Source organism: Kosakonia sp. H7A, from assembly GCF_003028445.1.
In the GTDB taxonomy this organism is placed as follows: Bacteria; Pseudomonadota; Gammaproteobacteria; order Enterobacterales; family Enterobacteriaceae; genus Kosakonia; species Kosakonia radicincitans.
Map to the genome: position 1 here is coordinate 136497 of NZ_PYTZ01000009.1, position 22171 is coordinate 158667.

Below are 22171 nucleotides of genomic sequence, written 5' to 3' on the forward strand. Positions count from 1 at the left end.
ACAAATTAAATAAAAAGAAGGTTGCCATGAATCGTTTTATTATGGCGAACAGCCAACAATGTATAGGATGTCGTGCCTGTGAAGTTGCCTGCGTGATGGCGCATAACAATGAGCTACATGTATTAAGCCCCGAACAATTTCATCCGCGAATTACAGTTATTAAAAATCAACAGCAGCGCAGCGCGGTGACCTGTCATCATTGTGAAGCTGCGCCCTGTGCCCGCAGTTGCCCGAACGGCGCCATTAGCCGCGTTGATGATTCCGTACAGGTTAACCAGCAGAAATGTATTGGCTGCAAATCCTGCGTTGTCGCCTGTCCATTCGGCACCATGCAAGTGCTTGTTACCCCCGTTGGCGAAGGCCAGGTAAAAGCGACAGCGCACAAATGCGATCTCTGCGCGGGTCGCGCTGAAGGTCCGGCCTGCGTGCAAAATTGTCCGGCAGACGCGCTGCAACTGGTTAATAGCGACGTGCTGGCGAATCTGGCAAAAACACGTCGTCTGCGTACTGCAGGCCATGAAGCTCAGCCGTGGCACAGTGTTGCGGCGCAGACTTCTGCGTTTGACGATCGCAAGGTGCTGCAGATGCGTAAAACGCCCGCGCGCGGAGAGCCGGATAAACTGCCACTGGCGGCACGCAAGTGCGGTTTTGATGAAATCTATCTGCCGTTTCGCGCTGACCAGGCGCAGCGTGAAGCGCAACGTTGTCTGAGCTGCGGTGAACACAGCATCTGCGAATGGACCTGTCCGCTGCACAACCATATTCCGCAGTGGGTTGCGCGGGTGAAAGAGGGCGATATTGCCTCCGCCGTTGAGCTTTCCCATCAAACTAACTGCCTGCCGGAGATCACCGGGCGCGTCTGCCCGCAGGATCGTTTATGTGAAGGCGCCTGCACGGTGCGCGATGAGTACGGCGCGGTGACCATCGGCAATATCGAGCGTTACATTTCCGATCGGGCGCTGGCGCAGGGCTGGCGACCAGATTTAGGGCAGGTGCAGGCAGTGGATAAACGCATCGCTATTATCGGTGCCGGTCCTGCCGGGCTGGCCTGCGCGGATGTGCTGGCGCGTCATGGCGTCAGCGCGACCGTCTTTGACCGTCACCCCGAAATCGGCGGTCTGCTGACTTTTGGTATTCCCTCCTTCAAGCTGGATAAATCGCTGCTGGCGCGCCGCCGGGAAATCTTCAGCGCGATGGGCATCCGTTTCGAGCTGAACTGCGAGATCGGCAAGGATATCGCGCTGGATACGCTGCTGAGTGATTACGACGCGGTGTTTATCGGCGTGGGTACGTACCGTTCAATGCAGGCCAATTTGCCGAACGACGATGCACCTGGCGTGTATGATGCGCTGCCGTTTTTGATCGCCAATACGAAACAACTGATGGGGCTGCCGGAAATTGCGCAAGAGCCGTTTATCAATACCGAAGGCCTGAATGTGGTGGTGCTGGGCGGTGGCGATACGGCGATGGACTGCGTGCGCACGGCGTTGCGCCACGGGGCGAGCAAAGTGACCTGCGCGTATCGGCGCGACGAAGCCAATATGCCCGGTTCGAAAAAAGAGGTGAAAAACGCCCGCGATGAAGGGGCGGAATTCGAATTTAATGTGCAACCCGTGAACGTGGAGCTGGATGAAAGCGGCAAGGTTTGCGGCATCCGTCTGCTGCGGACGCAACTGGGCGAACCGGATGCCAAAGGGCGTCGTCGCCCGGTGCCGATTGCGGGCAGCGAGTTTGTCATGCCTGCTGATGCGGTGATCATGGCGTTTGGCTTTAACCCACATTCCATGCCGTGGCTGGAGCGTCAGGGGGTGCGCATGGATGAGTGGGGACGCATTTCCGCCAGCGTTAACAGCCCGTACCGTTACCAGACCAGCAATCCGAAAATTTTCGCCGGTGGCGATGCGGTACGAGGTGCCGATTTGGTGGTGACGGCCATGGCGGAAGGGCGTCATGCTGCACAAGGCATGCTGGACTGGTTAGGGGTAAAAACGCCGGATAAGCATTAACACCCGGCGCGACAAAACAGGCTCTTCGGCATACTATAACGCTAAGTGTTAGTGCCCTGGAGCCTGTATGTCACTGAAAATTAATGTCATCAAAGATAAAATCCTTTCTGAGAACTACTTTGTTCTGCGCAATATCACCTATGAACTGACCCGTAGCAACGGCGAAGTCATCCGCCATAAACGCGAAGTTTATGACCGGGGCAACGGCGCAACGATCCTGCTGTATAACCGCGATAAAAAGAGCGTCCTGCTGATCCGCCAGTTCCGGGTGGCGACCTGGGTAAACGGCAATGAGGATGGCCGTCTGATTGAGAGCTGCGCCGGTTTGCTGGATGACGATGAACCGGAAGTCTGTATCCGCAAAGAGGCGATTGAAGAGACCGGTTACCAGGTCGGCGAGGTGCGTAAAGTCTTCGAACTCTATATGTCGCCGGGCGGCGTGACTGAGCTGGTACACTTTTTTATTGCTGAATATGGCGATGCGCAGCGGGTCAATAATGGCGGCGGCGTGGAAGATGAAGATATTGAAGTGCTGGAATTTCCGTTCAGCCAGGCACTGGAAATGGTCGCCAGCGGCGAGATTCGCGATGGCAAGGCGGTGATTTTATTGCAGTACCTGAAATTATCCGGGTTAATGGACTGAATTTTAAAGGGTTAATAGCGGGCAGTTTCAGATGAAGCTATCCGATAAATCCGATTGAGCAAGCGAAGCCGGAGATAGAAGATACGCAGGTTCTGCGTCTCTTCTTCCGGGGTTGTACCATTCATGCGTTATCGCGGCGTTTTCACTCTGCTGTTCGGGCTTTTCTCTGCGCCGTTGCTGTGGGCTGCGCCTGCACAACAATCTTTTTCCGACTGGCAGGTGACCTGCAATAACCAGAATTTCTGCGTTGCGCGTAACACCGGCGAACACAATGGCCTGGTCATGACATTAGAGCGTAGCGCCGGTGCGCGAACCGATGCGACGCTGCGTATCGATCTGGGCGGGCTTGATCTGCCTGCGGCCAAAGAGCCGCCCATCGCTGGCCGCCTGCAGCTTGACGAACAACCGTTAACGCTGGCCGGAGCGCGCTGGCAAATCACACCCTGGCATCTGATAACCAGTGACAGCGAAACCATCGCCCGTTTTCTGCAAACCATTCAGGAAGGGCAGGCCATTACCTTGCAGGGCAGCAAAGGGATGATTTCGCTGGTGGGGCTGAAAGCCTCGCTGCTGTTCATTGATTCGCTGCAAAAACGCGTCGGCAGCGAAACGGCGTGGATTAAAAAGGGCGATGGCCCGCCGCTTAGCGTCCCGCCTGCGCCCGCATTGAAAGAGGTGGCTCAGGCGAGCGTGACCCCGACGCCGCTGACCCATGCGGAACTGAATGATTTGCTGGATTACGGCAACTGGCGCATGAACAACAGCCAGTGTTCGCTGGATCCGATGCGCCGCCAGGTTCGCGTCTCGGCGCTCACCGATGACAAAGCGTTGCTGATGATCGACTGTGAAGCCGGTGCGTATAACATTGTCGATCTGGCGTGGCTGGTGTCGCGGCAGAAACCGTTCGCCTCACAACCCGTTCGCCTGCATCTGCCGTTTACGCCGGATAATGGTAACGATGAGATGGAGCTGATGAACGCGGTGTTTGACGAGAAAAGCGGCGAGCTGAACACATTGTCGAAAGGCCGTGGTTTGCAGGATTGTGGCGTGTCGAGCCGCTGGCGTTTTGATGGCCAGCGTTTTCGCCTGGTACGTTACGCTCAGGAACCGGCCTGCGATGGCTGGCATGGCCCTGATGCGTGGCCCACGCTGTGGGTGACGCGCTAGAGCGCGCCCGACGGGTGTGAAAGAAAGGGGTGCGCCAGCCGTGACAAGCTGGCGCGCCGCAGGTTTATTTTTTCAGTACCGCTTTGGCTTTCGCCACCACGTTTTCGACGGTAAAGCCAAAGTACGGGAACAGTTTTTCCGCTGGCGCGGATTCACCGTAGCCGGTCATCCCGACAATCGCTCCTTTCAGGCCGACATATTTGTACCAGTAGTCGGCGATCCCCGCTTCTACCGCGACGCGTGCGCTGACATCCGACGGCAGAACCGCTTCGCGCCACGCTTCATCCTGGGCATCAAAGATATCCGTTGAAGGCAGGGAAACCACGCGCACATTCACGCCTTCGGCGCTCAGTTGCTCAGCGGCTTTGACGGTGATTTCCATCTCCGAACCGGTGGCAATCAGGATCAGATCTGGTTTCCCGGCGCTCTCTTTCAGAATGTAGCCGCCGCGGCTGATGGCCTGCACCTGCTCCGGCGTTCTCTCCATTTGCGTCAGATTTTGCCGCGACAGAATCAGCGCTGTCGGGCCGTTATGGCGCTCGATGGCCAGCTTCCAGCCAACCGCAGCTTCAACCTGATCGCACGGTCGCCAGGTGCTGAAGTTCGGCGTTAAACGCAGGCTGGCAAGCTGTTCAACGGCCTGGTGCGTCGGGCCATCTTCTCCCAGACCGATAGAGTCATGGGTGTAGACCATAATCTGCCGCGCCTTCATCAGCGCAGCCATGCGCGCTGCGTTACGCGCATATTCGACAAACATCAGGAAGGTGGCGGTGTAAGGCACAAAGCCGCCGTGGTGGGCAATGCCGTTAGCAATGGCGGTCATGCCGAATTCGCGCACGCCATAGTGAATGTAGTTACCGGCAAGATCTTCTTTTAGCGATTTAGAGCCCGACCAGATGGTGAGGTTGCTGGGCGCCAGATCGGCCGAGCCGCCAAGCAGCTCCGGCAGTACCGGACCATACGTATTCAGCGTGTTCTGCGAGGCTTTACGGGTGGCGATTTTCGCCGGATTCGCCTGCAAATTATTGATCCATTCGCTGGTCGTTTTCTCCCACGATTCCGGCAGACCACCGCTCATGCGGCGTTTAAACTCGGCAGCCAGCTCCGGGTACGCTTTCTCCCAGGCCGCCAGTTTCTCATTCCATGATTGCTGCTGCTTCGCCCCGCGTTCACGGGCATCCCACGCCTGATAGATCTCTTTGGGAATTTCGAACGCCGGGTATTTCCAGCCCAGTTTTTGCCGGGTCAGTGCTACTTCTTCTTCACCCAGCGCTGCGCCGTGCGACTCCTCTTTACCGGCTTTATTCGGCGAGCCAAAACCAATCACCGTGCGGCAGATAATCAGCGACGGCTTATCCTTCACGCTTTGCGCTTCCTCGATGGCCTTTTTCACCGCTTCCGGAGAGTGACCGTCAATATCGCCAATCACATGCCAGTGATACGCCTCGAAGCGTTTGGCGGTGTCGTCGGTAAACCAGCCTTCGGTTTCGCCATCAATCGAGATACCGTTGTGGTCGTAGAAACCAATCAGCTTGCCCAGCCCCAGTGTTCCCGCCAGCGAACAGACTTCATGGGAGATGCCTTCCATCAGGCAGCCGTCGCCCATAAAGACATAGGTGTAATGATCGACGATATCGTGACCGGGGCGGTTAAACTGCGCGGCCAGCGTACGTTCGGCAATCGCCAGCCCGACCGCGTTCGCCAACCCCTGGCCCAGAGGACCGGTGGTGGTTTCCACGCCCGGCGTGTAACCAATTTCCGGGTGACCTGGCGTTTTCGAGTGTAACTGGCGGAAATTTTTCAGCTCTTCGAGCGGCAAATCATACCCGCTTAAGTGCAGCAGGCTGTACAGCAGCATTGAAGCGTGACCGTTGGACAGGATAAAACGGTCACGGTCATACCAGGTGGGATCGGCCGGGTTATGTTTAAGAAAATCATTCCACAGCACTTCGGCGATATCCGCCATCCCCATCGGCGCGCCAGGGTGGCCGGAATTGGCTTTTTGCACCGCGTCCATACTCAGGGCGCGAATGGCGTTAGCAAGCTCTCTACGGGACATCGTTCACTCCTTGGCAAAAGTTAAAGTTTGGCGGCCAGCAGATCTTCCAGTTTGCGCTGATCGACGGCGAACTGGCGGATACCGTCGGCCAGTTTGTCGACGGCCATCGGATCCTGGTTATGCTCCCAGCGGAACTCCGCTTCCGTAAGCGGTTCCGGGCGGTGGAAGGTTTGGCGGGAAGGAACCAGCTTGCGTTCCACGACCCCTTCTTGTCCCTGCAACTCTTTCAGCAACGCCGGAGAGATAGTCAGGCGATCGCAACCGGCCAGCGCCAGGATCTGTTCCGTGCGGCGGAAGCTGGCGCCCATGACGATGGTTTCGTAGCGATGTTGTTTGAAGTAATCGTAAATATTGCGCACCGATTTCACGCCAGGATCTTCATCCACCACGTAGGGATCGAGTGGTTTACGGTCGTTGTACCAGTCGTAAATACGGCCAACGAATGGCGAGATGAGAAACACCCCGGCTTCGGCGCAGGCGCGCGCCTGGGCGAAGGAGAACAACAGCGTCAGGTTACAGTTGATACCCTCTTTTTCCAGCTCCTCTGCCGCGCGAATACCTTCCCAGGTGGAGGCCAGTTTGATCAGAATGCGGGATTTCGGAATACCCTGTTCCTCATACAGTTCAACCAGGCGGTGCGCTTTGGCAATGCTTTTCGCTTTATCGTAAGAGAGGCGCGCATCCACCTCGGTTGAAACGCGCCCTGGAATGCTTTTCAGAATTTCCGCACCAAAATTGACCGCCAGTTTGTCGCTGGCTTCCGCTACTTGTTGCTCCTGCGTTTTGCCGCGCTTTTTGCCATAGGCAATCGCGTCATCAATCAGATGGGAGAAATGCTCCAGCGCGGCTGCTTTCAGCAGTAAAGAAGGGTTAGTCGTGGCATCTTCCGGCTGATAGTGGCGGATCGATTCGATATCGCCGCTGTCTGCCACAACGGTGGTGAATTGTTTCAGGCCGTCTAAGTAATTCATGAAAAATAACTCCTTTAAAAGCAATGTGTTATTGGAGTGCTTCCGTTCGCACTTTGATAAGAATGAGAGATGCATAACAAAAAAGCATAGCAGAAGCGTCCCGGCCTGCTTTTTCTGGGATGTAACAAAGATGCGATAAATTGATAACAATTTTGCTTATGTATGGTGAGAGTTTGGCTATGTTCAAAGTTTGCCATCGCAACAGCGGCCATACTAAGCGCCGTATTGGGATAGACATCACGCGGTATCACTCTGAAAGCAAAACGCGAAAGGAACCTCAAATGGACGACCAACTAAAACAAAGTGCCCTCGACTTCCATGAATTCCCGCGACCGGGAAAGATTCAGGTCTCCCCGACAAAACCGCTGGCCACGCAGCGCGATCTGGCGCTGGCGTACTCTCCGGGCGTTGCTGCGCCCTGCCTTGAAATCGAAAAAGATCCGCTGGCGGCCTACAAATATACCGCGCGCGGCAACCTCGTGGCGGTGGTCTCTAACGGCACTGCGGTGCTGGGGCTTGGCAATATCGGCGCATTGGCCGGTAAGCCGGTGATGGAAGGCAAAGGCGTATTGTTCAAGAAATTCGCCGGTATCGACGTATTCGATATTGAAGTGGATGAGCAAAATCCGGACAAACTGATCGACGTGGTTGCCGCGCTGGAACCGACGTTCGGCGGTATCAACCTTGAAGATATCAAAGCGCCGGAGTGCTTCTATATTGAAGCCAAACTGCGCGAGCGCATGAACATTCCTGTTTTTCATGACGATCAGCACGGCACGGCGATTATCAGCACTGCCGCCATTCTTAACGGCCTGCGCGTCGTGTCGAAGAACCTCTCTGACGTGCGCATGGTGGTGTCGGGGGCGGGGGCGGCGGCCATTGCCTGTATGAACCTGCTGGTGGCGCTGGGAATGCAGAAACACAATATTGTGGTCTGCGATTCAAAAGGCGTTATTTATAAAGGCCGCGAGCCGAATATGGCCGAGACCAAAGCGGCCTACGCCGTTGACGATGACGGTAGACGAACGCTGGCGGATGTGGTCGCGGGCGCGGATATCTTCCTTGGCTGCTCCGGGCCAAAAGTACTGACGCCGGAGATGGTAAAAGGCATGGCACGGCAGCCGCTGATCCTAGCGCTGGCGAACCCGGAGCCGGAGATCCTGCCGGATCTGGCGAAAGCGGTGCGCCCGGATGCGATTATCTGTACCGGCCGCTCCGATTACCCGAATCAGGTAAACAACGTGCTCTGTTTCCCGTTTATCTTCCGCGGCGCGCTGGATGTGGGCGCTACGGCGATCAACGAAGAGATGAAGCTGGCGGCGGTCAACGCTATCGCTGAGCTGGCGCATGCGGAGCAGAGCGAGGTGGTGGCTTCGGCATATGGCGATCAGGATTTGAGCTTTGGCCCGGATTATCTGATCCCGAAACCTTTCGACCCACGGCTGATTGTTAAAATCGCGCCCGCAGTAGCGAAAGCGGCGATGACTTCCGGCGTGGCGACACGGCCGATTGCTGATTTCGATGCCTACGTCGATAAGCTCACCGAGTTCGTCTACAAAACCAACCTGTTTATGAAGCCGGTTTTCTCTCAGGCCCGCAATGCGCCGAAACGCGTGGTGCTGACCGAAGGCGAAGAGCCGCGCGTGCTGCATGCAACGCAGGAGCTGGTTACGCTGGGGCTGGCGAAACCGATCCTCGTCGGGCGACCGGGCGTAATTGAGATGCGCATTCAGAAGCTCGGCCTGCAAATTCGTCCGGGCGTCGATTTTGAGATCGTCAACAACGAGTCGGATCCGCGCTTTAAAGAGTACTGGACGGAATACTTCAGCATTATGAAGCGCCGGGGAATTACGCAAGAGCAGGCGCAGCGTGCCGTGATCGCCAACACCACGGTGATCGGCGCGATCATGGTACATCGTGGCGAAGCCGACGCGATGATTTGCGGCACCATCGGCGATTACCATGAGCACTTCAGTGTAGTGCAGGAGATATTCGGCTATCGCGATAATGTGCATGCGGCCGGGGCGATGAATGCGCTGCTGCTGCCCAGCGGTAACACGTTTATTGCTGATACCTATGTCAATGAAGATCCGAGCGCCGAACAACTGGCGGAGATCACCTTGCTGGCAGCGGAAACCGTGCGGCGCTTTGGTATCGAACCGCGTGTGGCGCTGCTGTCGCACTCGCAGTTTGGCTCATCCAGTGCGCCCGCTGCGGTGAAAATGCGCGATACGTTGACACTGGTGCGTCAACGCGCGCCGGATCTGATGATCGATGGCGAAATGCATGGTGATGCGGCGCTCGATGAGAGTATCCGCCATGAGCGGATGCCGGACAGCCCGCTGAAAGGGGCGGCGAATATCCTGATTATGCCGAACGTTGAAGCCGCGCGAATCAGCTACAACCTGCTGCGCGTCTCCAGTTCAGAAGGGGTGACAGTCGGGCCGGTGCTGATGGGCGTTGCCAAACCGGTGCATGTGCTGACGCCAATCGCCTCAGTACGGCGTATCGTCAACATGGTGGCGCTGGCGGTGGTGGAAGCGCAGACCCAGCCGCTGTAAATGTGTTGCAGGCCTGTTCAGGCATTATTGGCCGGATGGCGCGTAAGCGCTTATCCGGCCTGTAAAACCCGCAATCACACCCAATCTTTAACCTGAATAAACTCGCTGAGGGCCGCTTCCGGGCTGCCTTCGGCGGGTTGATAGTTATACTCCCAGCGCACTAGCGGTGGCATCGACATTAAAATCGACTCGGTACGCCCGCCGGTTTGCAAGCCGAACAGCGTTCCGCGATCCCACACCAGATTGAACTCTACGTAGCGGCCACGGCGATAGAGCTGGAAATCGCGCTCGCGCTCGCCGTAAGGCAGCGCTTTACGGCGCGCGACGATGGGCAAATACGCGTCGAGATAACCGTTGCCGACGGCCTGCATAAACGCAAAACAGTGGTCAAAATCCGGCGTGTTCAAATCGTCAAAAAAGAGCCCGCCGATGCCGCGCTGCTCATTGCGGTGCTTGAGATAGAAATAGTTATCGCACCACTTTTTGTAGCGCGGATAGATCTCCTCACCAAACGGCAGACAGATATCGCGGGCGGTGCGGTGCCAGTGGATCGCATCTTCTTCAAAACCGTAGTAGGGCGTTAAATCGAAACCGCCGCCAAACCACCACACCGGATCGGCGCCGGGTTTTTGCGCAATAAAGAAACGCACATTAGCATGGCTGGTGGGAACATAGGGATTACGCGGGTGCACAACCAGCGAAACGCCCATCGCTTCGAAGCTGCGACCCGCCAGCTCAGGACGGTGCGCTGTGGCGGATGCGGGCATCGCATCGCCGTGGACGTGGGAAAAATTGACCCCGGCCTGTTCAAATACGCCGCCGTCACGCAGCACGCGGCTGCGTCCGCCGCCGCCTTCCGCGCGCTGCCAGGCGTCTTCAACAAACGTCGCGCCGTCGATGTCGCTAAGCTGGCGGCAGATCTTATCCTGCAGGGCAAGCAGGGCGTTTTTTACTGGCGCTATCTCTGGGGTCATCATCCGCGTCTCTTCACATGGGCTTTGTGGTTATCGAACCAGCTAAAGTAGCTCAGAATACCGTCGGCAATGGCGGTGGCAATCTTCTGGCGAAACGCCGTGGTGCCGAGCAGCTTCTCCTCCGCCGGATTAGTGATAAAGGAGGTTTCCACCAGTACCGAGGGGATCGACGGGGATTTTAGTACCACAAACGCGGCCTGCTCGGTATTGCGGCTGTGCAGACGGTGGACCGGTTTGATCTGCTTGAGAATATGCGAGCCGAGCGTCAGGCTGTTTTTGATGGTGTCCGTTTGCACCAGATCGAACAGCACCTGCTGCAGCAGATGGTCTTTATCGGTAGTTTTTTTCCCGGCGACTTCATCCGCGGCGTTCTCTTTATCCGACAGGTATTTCGCCATCGCGCTACTGGCACCACGGTTGGAGAGCGCAAACACCGACGCACCGGCGGCACTCGGGTTGGTAAAGCCATCGGCATGAATCGACATAAACAGGTCTGCGCCGTGCTGGTGGGCGATCTCGACCCGATCGTAGAGCGGGATAAAAGTATCGCCGGTGCGTGTCAGACGCGCGTCAATACCCTGCGCCCGTAGCTGAGCGCGGACATTTTTGGCGATCGCCAGCACCACATGTTTCTCTTTCGAGCCGTTATGGCCAATCGCGCCGGTATCAATGCCGCCGTGACCGGGATCGAGCATGACGATGCGCCGTGCTCCGGCCTTTTTCGCCTTTGGCTTGCTGTGGCCGGTGGTGGTTTTCAGTGGCGTCTCGTCCTTAGCGATAGCACGAGACATACCCGACAATGTCAGGGCGGCCAGACCCGCTTTCAGCATCTGGCGACGCGAGGTGAGTGTTTTTAATGGTTTAAAGGTGCTCATACGTCTGAATGTTTTTATCCGTGGTCCCTGGTGTTATATCGTATCGTCCTGGTCGCGACGACAATCCACAAGAGCGATTGTTTTACTTTTCATTTCAATACGTGACAGAGTGCCATTATGCCAAATTTCTACGGTAAAGAGTCTGGATATTGGCTAAGGCGCTGCTTCGGGCCATAATCACCATTTACACAGTTGAAAAGACGGGGAATACCATGGAGATACGCGTTTTTCGCCAGGACGACTTCGAAGAAGTGATCACCTTGTGGGAGCGCTGTGATCTGCTGCGACCATGGAATGATCCGGAAATGGATATCGAACGAAAAGTGAATCACGATGTCAGTCTGTTTCTGGTGGCGGAAGTGAGTGGTGAAGTGGTGGGCACGGTAATGGGCGGTTATGACGGCCATCGTGGCTCGGCATACTATCTCGGCGTACACCCGGAATTTCGCGGCCGCGGCATTGCTAATGCTTTGCTTAATCGGCTGGAGAAAAAACTGATTGCCCGTGGCTGCCCGAAAATCAATCTGATGGTACGTGAAGATAACGATATGGTGATCGGCATGTACGAGCGGCTGGGCTACGAGCATAGCGACTCGGTTAACTTAGGAAAACGTTTGATAGAAGATGAAGAGTATTGATATTTCACCTTCCGACTACGACAGGCATGGACGCCTACGGCTTCCCTTTCTGTTCTGGTGCGCGCTGGTGTTACAGGCGCGTACCTGGATTTTATTTGTGATGGCAGGTGCATCGCGCGGGCAGGGCGATGCGCTGCTGATGCTGTTTTATCCCGACCATAATCAGTTCTGGCTGGGCTTATTGCCCGGCTTGCCTGCGGCGCTGGCTTTTTTTCTCAGCGCGCGCCGTGAGCATCACCCGCGTCTCTGGCGTGCGATCTACCCATTAATGCTGCTGGTACAGTTGGCACTGGTGCTGTGGCTGCCTTCGCGCTGGTTCAGCGGCGAAGCGCTCTCTGGTATTGGGTTTTCACTGCTGGTTATCGACCTCTTTATTCTCTGGTGGCTGGCGACGTCCCGCCGTCTGCGCGCCTGTTTTTATTCCTCAGATGAATGAACGGCACTTTTTGCCCGCCAGCGACTCCAACTGGCGTTAAATGAAAAAAAGGAACGGTGCATGAAATCCCTGCGTACTTTTATTTGTGTGCTGCCGCTGGCATTGACCGGCTGCTCAACACTCGCGTCTGTGAATTGGTCGGCTGCGTATCCGTGGAACTGGTTTGGTTCCTCGATCGAAGTGAGCGAAAACGGCGTCGGCAAAATCACTGCCAGCACGCCGCTTGATGAGCAGGCCATTAATGATGCGTTAAGCGGCGACTACCATCTGCGTAGCGGCATGAAAACGGAAAATGGCAGCATTGTCCGCTATTTCGAGGCGCTGAAAGATACCCAACTGGCGCTGGTTGTTAACGGCGAAAATGGCGCGGTGAGCCGCATTGATGTGCTGGATAGCGATATCGCCACCGACAAAGGCGTGAAAATCGGCACACCGTTCAGCGCCGTGTTTGATAAGGCGTTTGGCAACTGTGTGAAAGGGGCGGGCGATGACAGTACTGGCGTTGAATGTAAAGCGCCGGGCAGCCAGCACATTAGCTATGTCTTTACTGGCGAATGGAGCGGCCCTGAAGGGTTAATGCCTTCTGATGACACCCTGAAAAACTGGAAATTAAGCAAGCTGGTATGGCGCCGATAATTTGATCGCAACGCGCCGCGACGTGGCGAAAAGACGGTACAATAGCGCGCTTATCGCCACGCATGTGTGGCTTGTTTTTTCCAGGAGGAGTGATGTCTCAGGTGCAAAGCGGCATTTTGCCGGAACACTGCCGTGCAGCGATTTGGATTGAAGCCAGCGTCAAAGGGGACACAGATGCCCTGCGCGCGGGCAGTAAAGTTTTTGTCGATAAGCTGGCAACTTTTCAGCAAAAATTTCCCGATGCGGCGTTGGGGGCGACGGTAGCCTTCGGTAACAACGCATGGCGCGCGCTGAACGGCCCGCAAGGCGCAGAGGAGCTGAAAGATTTCCCCTCTTACGGCAAAGGTCTGGCTCCCGCCACGCAACATGATGTGCTGATCCATATTCTCTCCCTGCGCCATGATGTGAATTTTTCTGTCGCCCAGGCCGCGCTGGAAGCGTTTGGCGATGCTATCGAGGTGAAAGAAGAGACACACGGCTTCCGTTGGGTGGAAGATCGCGATCTGAGCGGCTTTGTCGACGGTACGGAAAACCCGGCGGGCGATGAGAAGCGCCGCGAAGTGGCGATTATTCAGGATGGCGTCGACGCTGGCGGCACGTATGTGATGGTGCAGCGCTGGGAGCACAATCTGAAGCAGCTCAACCGTATGAGCGTTGCCGATCAGGAGATGATGATTGGCCGCACCAAAGAGGCGAATGAAGAGATCGACGGCGATGCGCGTCCGGTTACCTCGCACCTGACCCGTGTCGATCTGAAAGAGGACGGCAAAGGGCTGAAAATTGTGCGCCAGAGCCTGCCGTACGGCACCGCCAGCGGCACGCACGGCCTTTACTTCTGTACTTACTGTGCGCGTCTTTACAACATTGAACAGCAACTGCTGAGCATGTTTGGCGATACTGATGGCAAACGCGATGCAATGCTGCGTTTCACCCGTCCGGTAACAGGCGGTTACTATTTTGCGCCGTCGCTCGATAAGCTGCTGTCGCTGTAATATCCGGCTTCCTTCCTGGCCGGGGAGACCCGGCCATACTCCTTTCTGCTTATACTCTTTTATGATTCCAAATCACCAAATGGTATATAAAACCGTTACTGGTTTCACACCCGTTATAAATAAACTGAGGGTTGTGGAGTCATCAGCTTATAAGGGTGCGCAATGGCCGTTAACTTACTGAAAAAAGGATATCTGACGCTGGCAGCAATGACGCTGTGGGCGGCGCAGGCACAGGCGACGGAACTGCTAAACAGCTCTTATGATGTGTCACGCGAGCTCTTTGCGGCGCTGAATACACCGTTTGAACAGCAATGGGCGAAAGATAACGCTGGCGATAAGCTGACGATCAAACAATCTCATGCTGGTTCGTCAAAACAGGCGCTGGCGATTTTGCAGGGGCTGAAAGCGGATGTCGTTACCTATAACCAGGTAACGGATGTGCAGATCCTGCACGACAAAGGCAACTTGATCCCGGCGGACTGGCAAAGCCGTTTACCGAACAACAGTTCACCGTTCTATTCGACGATGGCGTTTCTCGTTCGTAAAGGCAATCCGAAGAATATCCACGAGTGGAGCGACCTGGTGCGTTCCGACGTAAAACTGATTTTCCCGAACCCGAAAACCTCTGGTAATGCCCGTTACACTTATCTGGCGGCGTGGGGCGCAGCGGATCAGGCGGACGGCGGCGATAAAGCGAAAACTGAACAGTTTATGACGCAGTTTTTGAAAAACGTCGAAGTGTTCGATACCGGCGGTCGCGGCGCAACCACCACCTTCGTTGAGCGCGGTCTTGGCGATGTGCTGATTTCCTTTGAATCCGAAGTCAACAACATCCGCAAACAGTACGAAGCGCAGGGTTTTGAAGTGGTGGTGCCGAAGGTCAACATCCTGGCGGAATTCCCGGTGGCCTGGGTCGATAAAAATGTTAAAGCCAACGGGACGGAAAAGGCCGCGAAAGCGTACCTCAACTGGCTCTACAGCCCGCAGGCGCAAACCATCATCACCGATTACTACTACCGCGTGAATAATCCGGAAGTGATGGCGAAGCTGGCGGATAAATTCCCGCAGACCGCGCTGTTCCGCGTGGAAGACAAATTTGGCTCCTGGCCTGATGTGATGAAAACCCACTTCGCCAGCGGCGGCGAGCTGGACAAGTTACTGGCGGCGGGGCGTAAGTGATGTTTGCAGGAACCGCAAAACGTGTGTTGCCGGGGTTTGGTTTAAGCCTCGGCAGCAGCCTGTTTTTTGTTTGTCTGGTATTGCTGTTGCCGCTGAGTGCTCTGGTAATGCAACTGGCGCAAATGAGCTGGTCGCAATACTGGCAAGTGGTCACCGACCCGCAGGTGGTGGCGGCTTATAAAGTCACTTTGCTGTCGGCGTTTGTGGCATCCGCTTTTAACGGCGTTTTTGGTCTGCTGATGGCCTGGATCCTCACCCGTTACCGTTTTCCGGGGCGTACGCTGCTGGACGCGCTGATTGACCTGCCGTTTGCACTGCCGACTGCGGTGGCCGGTTTAACGCTGGCGTCGCTGTTCTCCGTGAACGGGTTTTATGGCGAGTGGCTGGCGAAGTTCGATATCAAAGTGACTTACACCTGGCTTGGCATCGCAGTCGCCATGGCCTTTACCAGCATCCCGTTTGTGGTGCGCACCATCCAGCCGGTGCTGGAGGAGCTGGGGCCGGAATACGAAGAAGCGGCGGAAACCCTCGGCGCAACGCGCTGGCAGAGCTTTCGTCGCGTCGTGCTGCCGGAACTTTCTCCGGCGTTGATGGCGGGCGTGGCGCTGTCGTTCACTCGCAGTCTCGGCGAATTTGGCGCGGTGATCTTTATTGCCGGTAACATTGCCTGGAAGACCGAAGTCACCTCGCTGATGATTTTTGTTCGTTTGCAGGAGTTTGATTACCCGGCGGCGAGCGCGATTGCTTCGGTGATCCTCGCGGCGTCGCTGCTGCTGCTGTTTTCCATCAACACCCTGCAAAGCCGTTTTGGCCAGCGTGTGGTAGGTCACTAATGGCGGAAATAACCGAATTGAAACGCTATGACAAACCTCAGGTGAACTGGGGGAAAATATTTCTGATTACCGCGGGGGTTTTGCTCTCTGCGTTTATCCTTGTCGTGCCGATGATATATATCTTCGTGAAGGCTTTCAGCAAAGGGCTGGTACCGGTGCTGGAAAACCTGGCGAATGCCGACATGCTGCATGCCATCTGGCTGACGGTGTTGATTGCGCTGATCACCGTACCGGTTAACCTCGTGTTTGGCACGCTGCTGGCGTGGCTGGTGACACGCTTTAACTTTCCCGGTCGCCAGCTTTTACTGACGTTACTGGATATTCCGTTTGCGGTTTCGCCAGTGGTTGCGGGTCTGATTTATCTGCTGTTTTACGGTTCGAATGGCCCGCTTGGCGGCTGGCTGGATGCGCATAACCTGCAAATTATGTTTGCCTGGCCGGGCATGGCGCTGGTCACCATTTTCGTTACCTGTCCGTTTGTTGTGCGCGAGCTGGTTCCGGTGATGCTGAGCCAGGGGAGCCAGGAAGATGAAGCGGCGATCCTGCTGGGTGCCAGTGGCTGGCAGATGTTTCGCCGCGTAACGCTGCCGAATATCCGCTGGGCGCTGCTGTATGGCGTGGTGCTGACCAATGCGCGCGCGATTGGCGAGTTTGGCGCGGTCTCGGTGGTCTCCGGTTCGATTCGCGGTGAAACGCTGTCACTGCCGCTACAAATTGAGTTGCTGGAGCAGGACTACAACACGGTGGGTGCCTTTACCGCCGCCGCCCTGCTGACCCTGATGGCTATTTTGACACTGTTTTTGAAGAGTGCGTTGCAGTGGCGTTTGAACAACCATGAAAAACGCCAGCAACAGGAGGGAAATCATGAGCATTGAGATTGCCAATATTAAGAAGTCTTTTGGTCGCACCCAGGTGCTGAATGATATCTCGCTGGATATCCCTTCCGGGCAAATGGTGGCGCTGCTGGGGCCATCCGGCTCCGGGAAGACCACGCTGCTGCGCATTATCGCCGGGCTGGAGCACCAGACCAGCGGTCGTATTCGTTTTCACGGAACGGACGTAAGCCGGCTGCATGCCCGCGATCGCCGCGTTGGTTTTGTGTTTCAGCACTATGCGCTGTTCCGCCATATGACGGTGTTCGACAACATCGCTTTTGGGCTGACGGTGCTGCCGCGTCGCGAACGGCCGAACGCCGCGGCAATCAAAGCCAAAGTGACGCAATTGCTGGAGATGGTGCAGCTTGCTCATCTGGCCGAACGCTATCCGGCACAGCTTTCCGGCGGACAGAAACAGCGTGTGGCGCTGGCGCGTGCGTTGGCGGTAGAGCCGCAGATCCTGCTGCTGGATGAACCGTTTGGCGCGCTGGATGCGCAGGTGCGTAAAGAGCTGCGTCGCTGGCTGCGTCAGTTGCATGAAGAGCTAAAATTTACCAGCGTGTTCGTCACCCACGACCAGGAAGAGGCGACGGAAGTGGCCGACCGCGTGGTGGTGATGAGCCAGGGGAACATTGAACAGGCTGATGCGCCGGATCAGGTGTGGCGTGAACCGGCGACCCGCTTTGTGCTGGAGTTTATGGGCGAGGTCAATCGCCTGAAAGGCACGGTGACGGGCGGGCAGTTCCAGGTGGGCGCACACCGCTGGCCGCTGGGTTATACACCCGCCTGGCAGGGCGAAGTGGATCTGTTTTTGCGCCCCTGGGAAGTGGATATCAGCCGCCGCACCAGCCTGGATTCTCCACTGCCGGTGCAGGTGCTGGAAGCCAGCCCGAAAGGGCACTATACCCAACTGGTGGTGCAGCCGCTCGGCTGGAACCCTGAACCTCTCACCGTTGTGATGCGCGATGAACAGCCGCCACAGCGCGGCGAGCGCCTGTTTGTCGGTTTGCAGCATGCGCGGTTGTATAACGGCAATGAACGTATTGAAGCCGGTACAGAGCTTGCTCTGGCGGAAACTGCCTGATAGGTTAAGCAGCATGTCTATCGCCCGGTAGCTCCTTGATTACCGGGCCTACAATATCTGCATCAGCACTGCTTTGTAGGCCGGGTAAGCGTAGCGCTACCCGGCTTTTTTATTGAGCAGGAACCGTGAATACATTAGAAGATACCATCGGCAATACACCGCTGGTTAAATTGCAACGTCTGACGCCGGATAACGGCAGCGAAATCTGGGTCAAACTGGAAGGTAATAATCCCGCAGGATCGGTCAAAGATCGCGCCGCCCTGTCGATGATTGTACAGGCGGAAAAGCGCGGAGAGATTAAGCCCGGGGATGTGCTGATTGAAGCTACCAGCGGCAATACCGGGATCGCACTGGCGATGATTGCTGCGCTGAAAGGCTATCGCATGAAATTGCTGATGCCGGACAACATGAGTCAGGAACGGCGTGCGGCAATGTGCGCTTATGGCGCTGAGCTGATTCTGGTCACCAAAGAGCAAGGAATGGAAGGCGCGCGCGATCTGGCGCTGGAAATGGCCGCTCGCGGCGAGGGCAAGCTGCTCGATCAATTCAACAACCCGGATAACCCCTACGCCCATTACACCACTACCGGTCCGGAAATCTGGCAGCAGACTGCCGGGCGGATCACCCATTTTGTCTCCAGCATGGGAACAACCGGTACTATCACCGGCGTGTCGCGTTTTCTGCGTGAACAGGATAAACCCGTCACTATTGTCGGGCTGCAACCGGAAGAGGGGAGCAGCATTCCTGGCATTCGCCGCTGGCCTGCCGAATATATGCCGGGCATTTTTAACGCCGCGCTGGTGGATGAGGTTCTGGATATCCACCAACGCGAGGCGGAAAATACCATGCGCGCGCTGGCGGTTCAGGAGGGGATCTTCTGCGGCGTCAGTTCTGGCGGCGCGGTAGCGGGCGCATTGCGGGTGGCGAAAAGTACGCCAGGCGCAGTGATCGTCGCTATCATCTGCGATCGCGGCGATCGTTACCTCTCCACCGGCGTGTTTGGTGAAGAGAGTTATTCGCAGGGCGCGGGGATTTAACCCGTTAAGGAAGAGAGGATGGAGATGATCCTGTTTCGGGATAAAACCCGGGCGCAGCAGGCTGATATCGTTGCGGTGCAGTCTCAGGTTGTGTACGGCAGCGTTGGCAACAGCATTGCGGTGCCAAATATTCGCCAGCACAATCTCAATGTGCTGGCCGTGCCGACAGTGCTGTTCAGCAATACGCCGCATTACGATACCTTTTACGGTGGTGTGATCCCGGATGAATGGTTTAGCGGTTACCTGCAAGCGTTGGAAGAGCGCGACGTTTTGCGTACGCTGAAAGCGGTAACCACAGGCTATATGGGAAGTGCCAGTCAGATTGCACTGCTGGCAACGTGGCTTAAAGCGCTACGGGAGAAACACCCACAGCTATTGATTCTGGTCGATCCGGTTATTGGTGATACTGACAGCGGCATCTATGTAAAAGAGGAAATTCCTCAGGCCTACCGCGAACATTTGTTGCCGCTGGCGCAGGGGATCACGCCGAACGTGTTTGAACTGGAAATTCTCAGCGGCAAACCGTGCCGGGATCTGCAAAGCGCTATCGCTGCGGCAAAAGGGCTGCTGTCTGCGACTCTGCACTGGGTGGCGATAACCAGTGCGCCGGTGGATGAAGATGACGGTCAGATACATGTGGTGCTGGTGACGGCGGATGAGGTTACCGTCAGTGGCTATCCACGTGTCGAAACGGATTTGAAAGGCACTGGCGATCTGTTTTGCTCCGAGCTGGTCAGCGGCGTTATTCAGGGAAATAAGCTGGATGTGGCCGTTCGCGCAGCAGGGAACAGAGTGGTGCAGGTAATGGGCTATACGCTGGAGAAAGGTTACGACGAGCTCATTTTACCGCCGTGCTAACCAATAAAAATGGCGCCCGCAGGCGCCATTTTTTTATGCATTGAGCTTATTTTTTGATGCGGATAACCGGGGTTTCACCCACGGTGACGCTACCAGAAAGTTTAATCAGCTCTTTGATTTCGTCCATGTTGGAGATAACAACCGGAGTCAGAGTTGACTTGGCTTTCTCTTCCAGCAGCGGCAGATCAAATTCGATTACCGGGTCGCCAACTTTCACGCGCTGGCCTTCTTCCGCGATGCGTTTGAAGCCTTCGCCTTTCAGTTCAACGGTGTCGATACCGAAGTGAACGAACAGTTCAATGCCGCTATCGGATTCGATAGAGAAGGCATGGTTGGTTTCAAAGATTTTGCCGATAGTACCATCAACCGGAGCAACCATTTTATTGCCGGTCGGTTTGATAGCGATGCCATCACCAACGATTTTTTCAGCGAACACCACATCCGGCACATCTTCAATATTGACGATTTCGCCAGAAAGTGGGGCAACAATCTCAATGGTTCCGGTGTCTTTTTTATCATCAGAAACCAGAGATTTCAGTTTATCGAACAAACCCATGATCTTCTCCTAAGCAGTAATTTGGGCCGCATCTCGTGGATTAGCAGATTGTTTTTTCTTCAATGAACTTGTTAACCAGCATCATTAACTCGTCCGTTGTCGGTTGAGCAAGAGCCTGCTCTGCTAACACCTTCGCATCTTCGAAGTTTGTGTTACGGATAATCTTCTTAATGCGCGGGATAGAAATGGCACTCATACTGAATTCATCCAGACCCATCCCCAGCAACAGAAGTGTAGCACGTTCATCGCCAGCAAGCTCACCGCACATGCCAGTCCATTTGCCTTCTGCATGAGAAGCATCAATAACTTGCTTGATCAGGGTGAGTACTGACGGTGACATCGGCTGGTAAAGATGCGAGATCATATCATTACCACGGTCAACTGCCAGGGTGTACTGCGTTAAATCATTGGTACCGATACTAAAGAAATCAACTTCTTTGGCCAGATGACGAGCAATAGTCGCAGCGGCTGGGGTTTCCACCATTACGCCAATCTCAATGCTTTCGTCAAATGCTTTACCTTCCTGACGGAGTTCCTGTTTGTAGATTTCGATCTCTTTTTTCAGTGCACGCACTTCTTCAACAGAGATGATCATCGGGAACATAATGCGCAGTTTGCCGAAAGCAGAAGCGCGCAGAATAGCGCGAACCTGATCGCGCAGGATCTCTTTGCGATCCATCGCGATACGCACGGCGCGCCAGCCGAGGAACGGGTTCTCTTCTTTCGGGAAATTCATGTACGGCAGCTCTTTATCGCCGCCAATGTCCATGGTACGTACAATAACGGCCTGAGAGCCACAGGCTTCAGCTACCGCTTTGTAGGCTTCAAACTGCTCTTCTTCAGTCGGCAGTGCGTCGCGGTCCATGAACAGGAATTCGGTACGGTACAGACCAACACCTTCAGCGCCATTGCGCTCTGCGCCCGCGACATCGCGAACAGTACCGATGTTGGCACAGACTTCAACCTGATGACCATCAAGGGTGATTGCCGGCAGGTCTTTCAGTTTCGCCAGCTCGGCTTTTTCTTCCGCAACCTGAGCCTGCGCAGCACGCAGGGTTTCGATCTCGTCGTCGCTCGGGTTAACGTACACTTTGTTATTAACCGCATCGAGGATCAGATAGTCGCCATTTTTCACCTGCGTGGTGACGCTACCGGTACCCACAATTGCAGGCAGCTCAAGAGAGCGCGCCATGATGGAGGTGTGGGAAGTACGGCCACCGATATCGGTGATAAAACCGAGCACTTTTTTCAGGTTCAACTGGGCTGTTTCTGACGGGGTCAGATCCGCTGCAACCAGAATGACTTCTTCCTGAATCGCGCTCAGGTCAATGATCGGCATGCCCAGAATGTTGCGCAGCAGACGCTTACCGATATCGCGCACGTCAGCCGCACGCTCTTTCAGGTATTCGTCATCCAGCTCTTCCAGGGCGGTAGCCTGACCTTCGATAACTTCATGCGCCGCAGCGTCGGCAGTCATGCTCTTATCTTTAATCAGGGCTATGATTTCCTGCTCCAGCTCCTCATCTTCCAGCAGCATGATGTGCCCTTCGAAGATGGCTTCTTTTTCTTCACCGAAAGTTTCACCCGCTTTCGTTTTGATCGCTTCAAGCTGTGCCGATGCCTTGGCACGACCGCTCAGAAAACGCTCAACTTCCTGGTCAACCTTGTCGGCAGAAACTTTCTTCCGGTCGATGACTATTTCGTCTTCTTTCAGCAGCAGTGCTTTGCCGAAAGCGATACCCGGGGATGCTAAAATGCCTGAAATCATAACCCTACCTTTACTTGTGACTG

The 22171-nt window shown here is 55.6% G+C and carries 20 protein-coding genes; 14 read left to right on the plus strand and 6 right to left on the minus strand.

What is annotated here, in order from left to right; all coding sequences use genetic code 11:
* The first annotated feature begins 26 nt into the window (after positions 1 to 26).
* The 3 genes from aegA to CWM66_RS23415 all read left to right on the plus strand — a co-directional run bounded on the left by aegA (position 27) and on the right by CWM66_RS23415 (position 3816).
* Positions 27 to 2006 carry a formate-dependent uric acid utilization protein AegA gene (aegA, locus tag CWM66_RS23405; protein WP_107147366.1) on the plus strand — a complete coding sequence of 660 codons (1980 nt, stop codon included), beginning with the start codon at positions 27 to 29 and terminating at the stop codon, positions 2004 to 2006.
* A 67-nt stretch (positions 2007 to 2073) separates the two neighbouring features.
* A complete protein-coding gene (nudK, locus tag CWM66_RS23410) occupies positions 2074 to 2649 on the plus strand; it encodes a GDP-mannose pyrophosphatase NudK (protein ID WP_007370888.1) in 576 nt (191 codons plus the stop codon).
* A gap of 123 nt (positions 2650 to 2772) precedes the next feature.
* On the plus strand, positions 2773 to 3816 hold the full coding sequence (locus CWM66_RS23415) for a DUF1176 domain-containing protein (protein WP_007370890.1): 1044 nt from the start codon (positions 2773 to 2775) through the stop codon (positions 3814 to 3816).
* Positions 3817 to 3880: 64 nt separating this feature from the next.
* Here CWM66_RS23415 and tkt read toward each other — a convergent pair whose 3' ends face one another.
* Together tkt and tal are read right to left on the minus strand one after the other, a co-directional pair.
* Entirely contained in the window at positions 3881 to 5875 is a 1995-nt protein-coding gene (gene tkt / locus CWM66_RS23420; RefSeq protein ID WP_007370891.1) for a transketolase, read from the minus strand.
* A gap of 20 nt (positions 5876 to 5895) precedes the next feature.
* Entirely contained in the window at positions 5896 to 6846 is a 951-nt protein-coding gene (gene tal / locus CWM66_RS23425) for a transaldolase (RefSeq protein ID WP_007370892.1), read from the minus strand.
* Positions 6847 to 7127: 281 nt separating this feature from the next.
* On the opposite strand from tal, the gene maeB reads away from it, so the two are divergent.
* The gene (maeB, locus tag CWM66_RS23430; RefSeq protein WP_007370893.1) at positions 7128 to 9407 is read left to right on the plus strand and encodes an NADP-dependent oxaloacetate-decarboxylating malate dehydrogenase; all 2280 of its coding nucleotides are present in this window, start codon (positions 7128 to 7130) and stop codon (positions 9405 to 9407) included.
* Between the two features lie 74 nt (positions 9408 to 9481).
* On the opposite strand, the gene hemF is transcribed toward maeB, so the two are convergent.
* Positions 9482 to 10381, minus strand: coding sequence for an oxygen-dependent coproporphyrinogen oxidase (gene hemF / locus CWM66_RS23435; protein ID WP_107147373.1), 900 nt, complete (start codon positions 10379 to 10381; stop codon positions 9482 to 9484).
* On the minus strand, positions 10381 to 11256 hold the full coding sequence (amiA, locus tag CWM66_RS23440; RefSeq protein ID WP_007370895.1) for an N-acetylmuramoyl-L-alanine amidase AmiA: 876 nt from the start codon (positions 11254 to 11256) through the stop codon (positions 10381 to 10383). Before amiA ends, hemF begins: the two co-directional genes overlap by 1 nt.
* Before the next feature lie 212 nt (positions 11257 to 11468).
* Here amiA and CWM66_RS23445 point away from each other — a divergent pair, with 212 nt between their 5' ends.
* From CWM66_RS23445 to pdxK, 10 genes are all read left to right on the plus strand, one after another.
* On the plus strand, positions 11469 to 11894 hold the full coding sequence (locus tag CWM66_RS23445; protein ID WP_007370896.1) for a GNAT family acetyltransferase: 426 nt from the start codon (positions 11469 to 11471) through the stop codon (positions 11892 to 11894).
* Entirely contained in the window at positions 11881 to 12330 is a 450-nt protein-coding gene (locus CWM66_RS23450) for a DUF2919 domain-containing protein (RefSeq protein ID WP_072439974.1), read from the plus strand. The genes CWM66_RS23445 and CWM66_RS23450 overlap by 14 nt, the downstream gene beginning before the upstream one ends.
* Before the next feature lie 60 nt (positions 12331 to 12390).
* The gene (locus CWM66_RS23455) at positions 12391 to 12966 is read left to right on the plus strand and encodes an RpoE-regulated lipoprotein (protein WP_007370898.1); all 576 of its coding nucleotides are present in this window, start codon (positions 12391 to 12393) and stop codon (positions 12964 to 12966) included.
* Positions 12967 to 13058: 92 nt separating this feature from the next.
* Positions 13059 to 13958, plus strand: coding sequence for a Dyp-type peroxidase (locus CWM66_RS23460; protein WP_007370899.1), 900 nt, complete (start codon positions 13059 to 13061; stop codon positions 13956 to 13958).
* 162 nt (positions 13959 to 14120) lie between these two features.
* Positions 14121 to 15137 (plus strand): sulfate ABC transporter substrate-binding protein, encoded by a 1017-nt coding sequence (locus CWM66_RS23465; protein ID WP_007370900.1) that lies wholly within the window; start codon positions 14121 to 14123, stop codon positions 15135 to 15137.
* On the plus strand, positions 15137 to 15970 hold the full coding sequence (gene cysT, locus CWM66_RS23470) for a sulfate/thiosulfate ABC transporter permease CysT (protein ID WP_007370901.1): 834 nt from the start codon (positions 15137 to 15139) through the stop codon (positions 15968 to 15970). Before CWM66_RS23465 ends, cysT begins: the two co-directional genes overlap by 1 nt.
* The gene (gene cysW / locus CWM66_RS23475) at positions 15970 to 16845 is read left to right on the plus strand and encodes a sulfate/thiosulfate ABC transporter permease CysW (RefSeq protein WP_007370902.1); all 876 of its coding nucleotides are present in this window, start codon (positions 15970 to 15972) and stop codon (positions 16843 to 16845) included. Before cysT ends, cysW begins: the two co-directional genes overlap by 1 nt.
* A complete protein-coding gene (gene cysA, locus CWM66_RS23480; protein WP_007370903.1) occupies positions 16835 to 17929 on the plus strand; it encodes a sulfate/thiosulfate ABC transporter ATP-binding protein CysA in 1095 nt (364 codons plus the stop codon). Before cysW ends, cysA begins: the two co-directional genes overlap by 11 nt.
* Positions 17930 to 18054: 125 nt before the next feature.
* Entirely contained in the window at positions 18055 to 18966 is a 912-nt protein-coding gene (gene cysM, locus CWM66_RS23485) for a cysteine synthase CysM (protein ID WP_107147367.1), read from the plus strand.
* 18 nt (positions 18967 to 18984) lie between these two features.
* Entirely contained in the window at positions 18985 to 19824 is an 840-nt protein-coding gene (gene pdxK, locus CWM66_RS23490; RefSeq protein WP_007370905.1) for a pyridoxine/pyridoxal/pyridoxamine kinase, read from the plus strand.
* A 46-nt stretch (positions 19825 to 19870) separates the two neighbouring features.
* Here pdxK and crr read toward each other — a convergent pair whose 3' ends face one another.
* Complete coding sequence (crr, locus tag CWM66_RS23495; RefSeq protein ID WP_000522253.1) at positions 19871 to 20380, minus strand: PTS glucose transporter subunit IIA; 510 nt, start codon at positions 20378 to 20380, stop codon at positions 19871 to 19873.
* 40 nt (positions 20381 to 20420) lie between these two features.
* On the minus strand, positions 20421 to 22148 hold the full coding sequence (gene ptsI / locus CWM66_RS23500; protein ID WP_007370906.1) for a phosphoenolpyruvate-protein phosphotransferase PtsI: 1728 nt from the start codon (positions 22146 to 22148) through the stop codon (positions 20421 to 20423).
* Between the last annotated feature and the right edge of the window lie 23 nt (positions 22149 to 22171).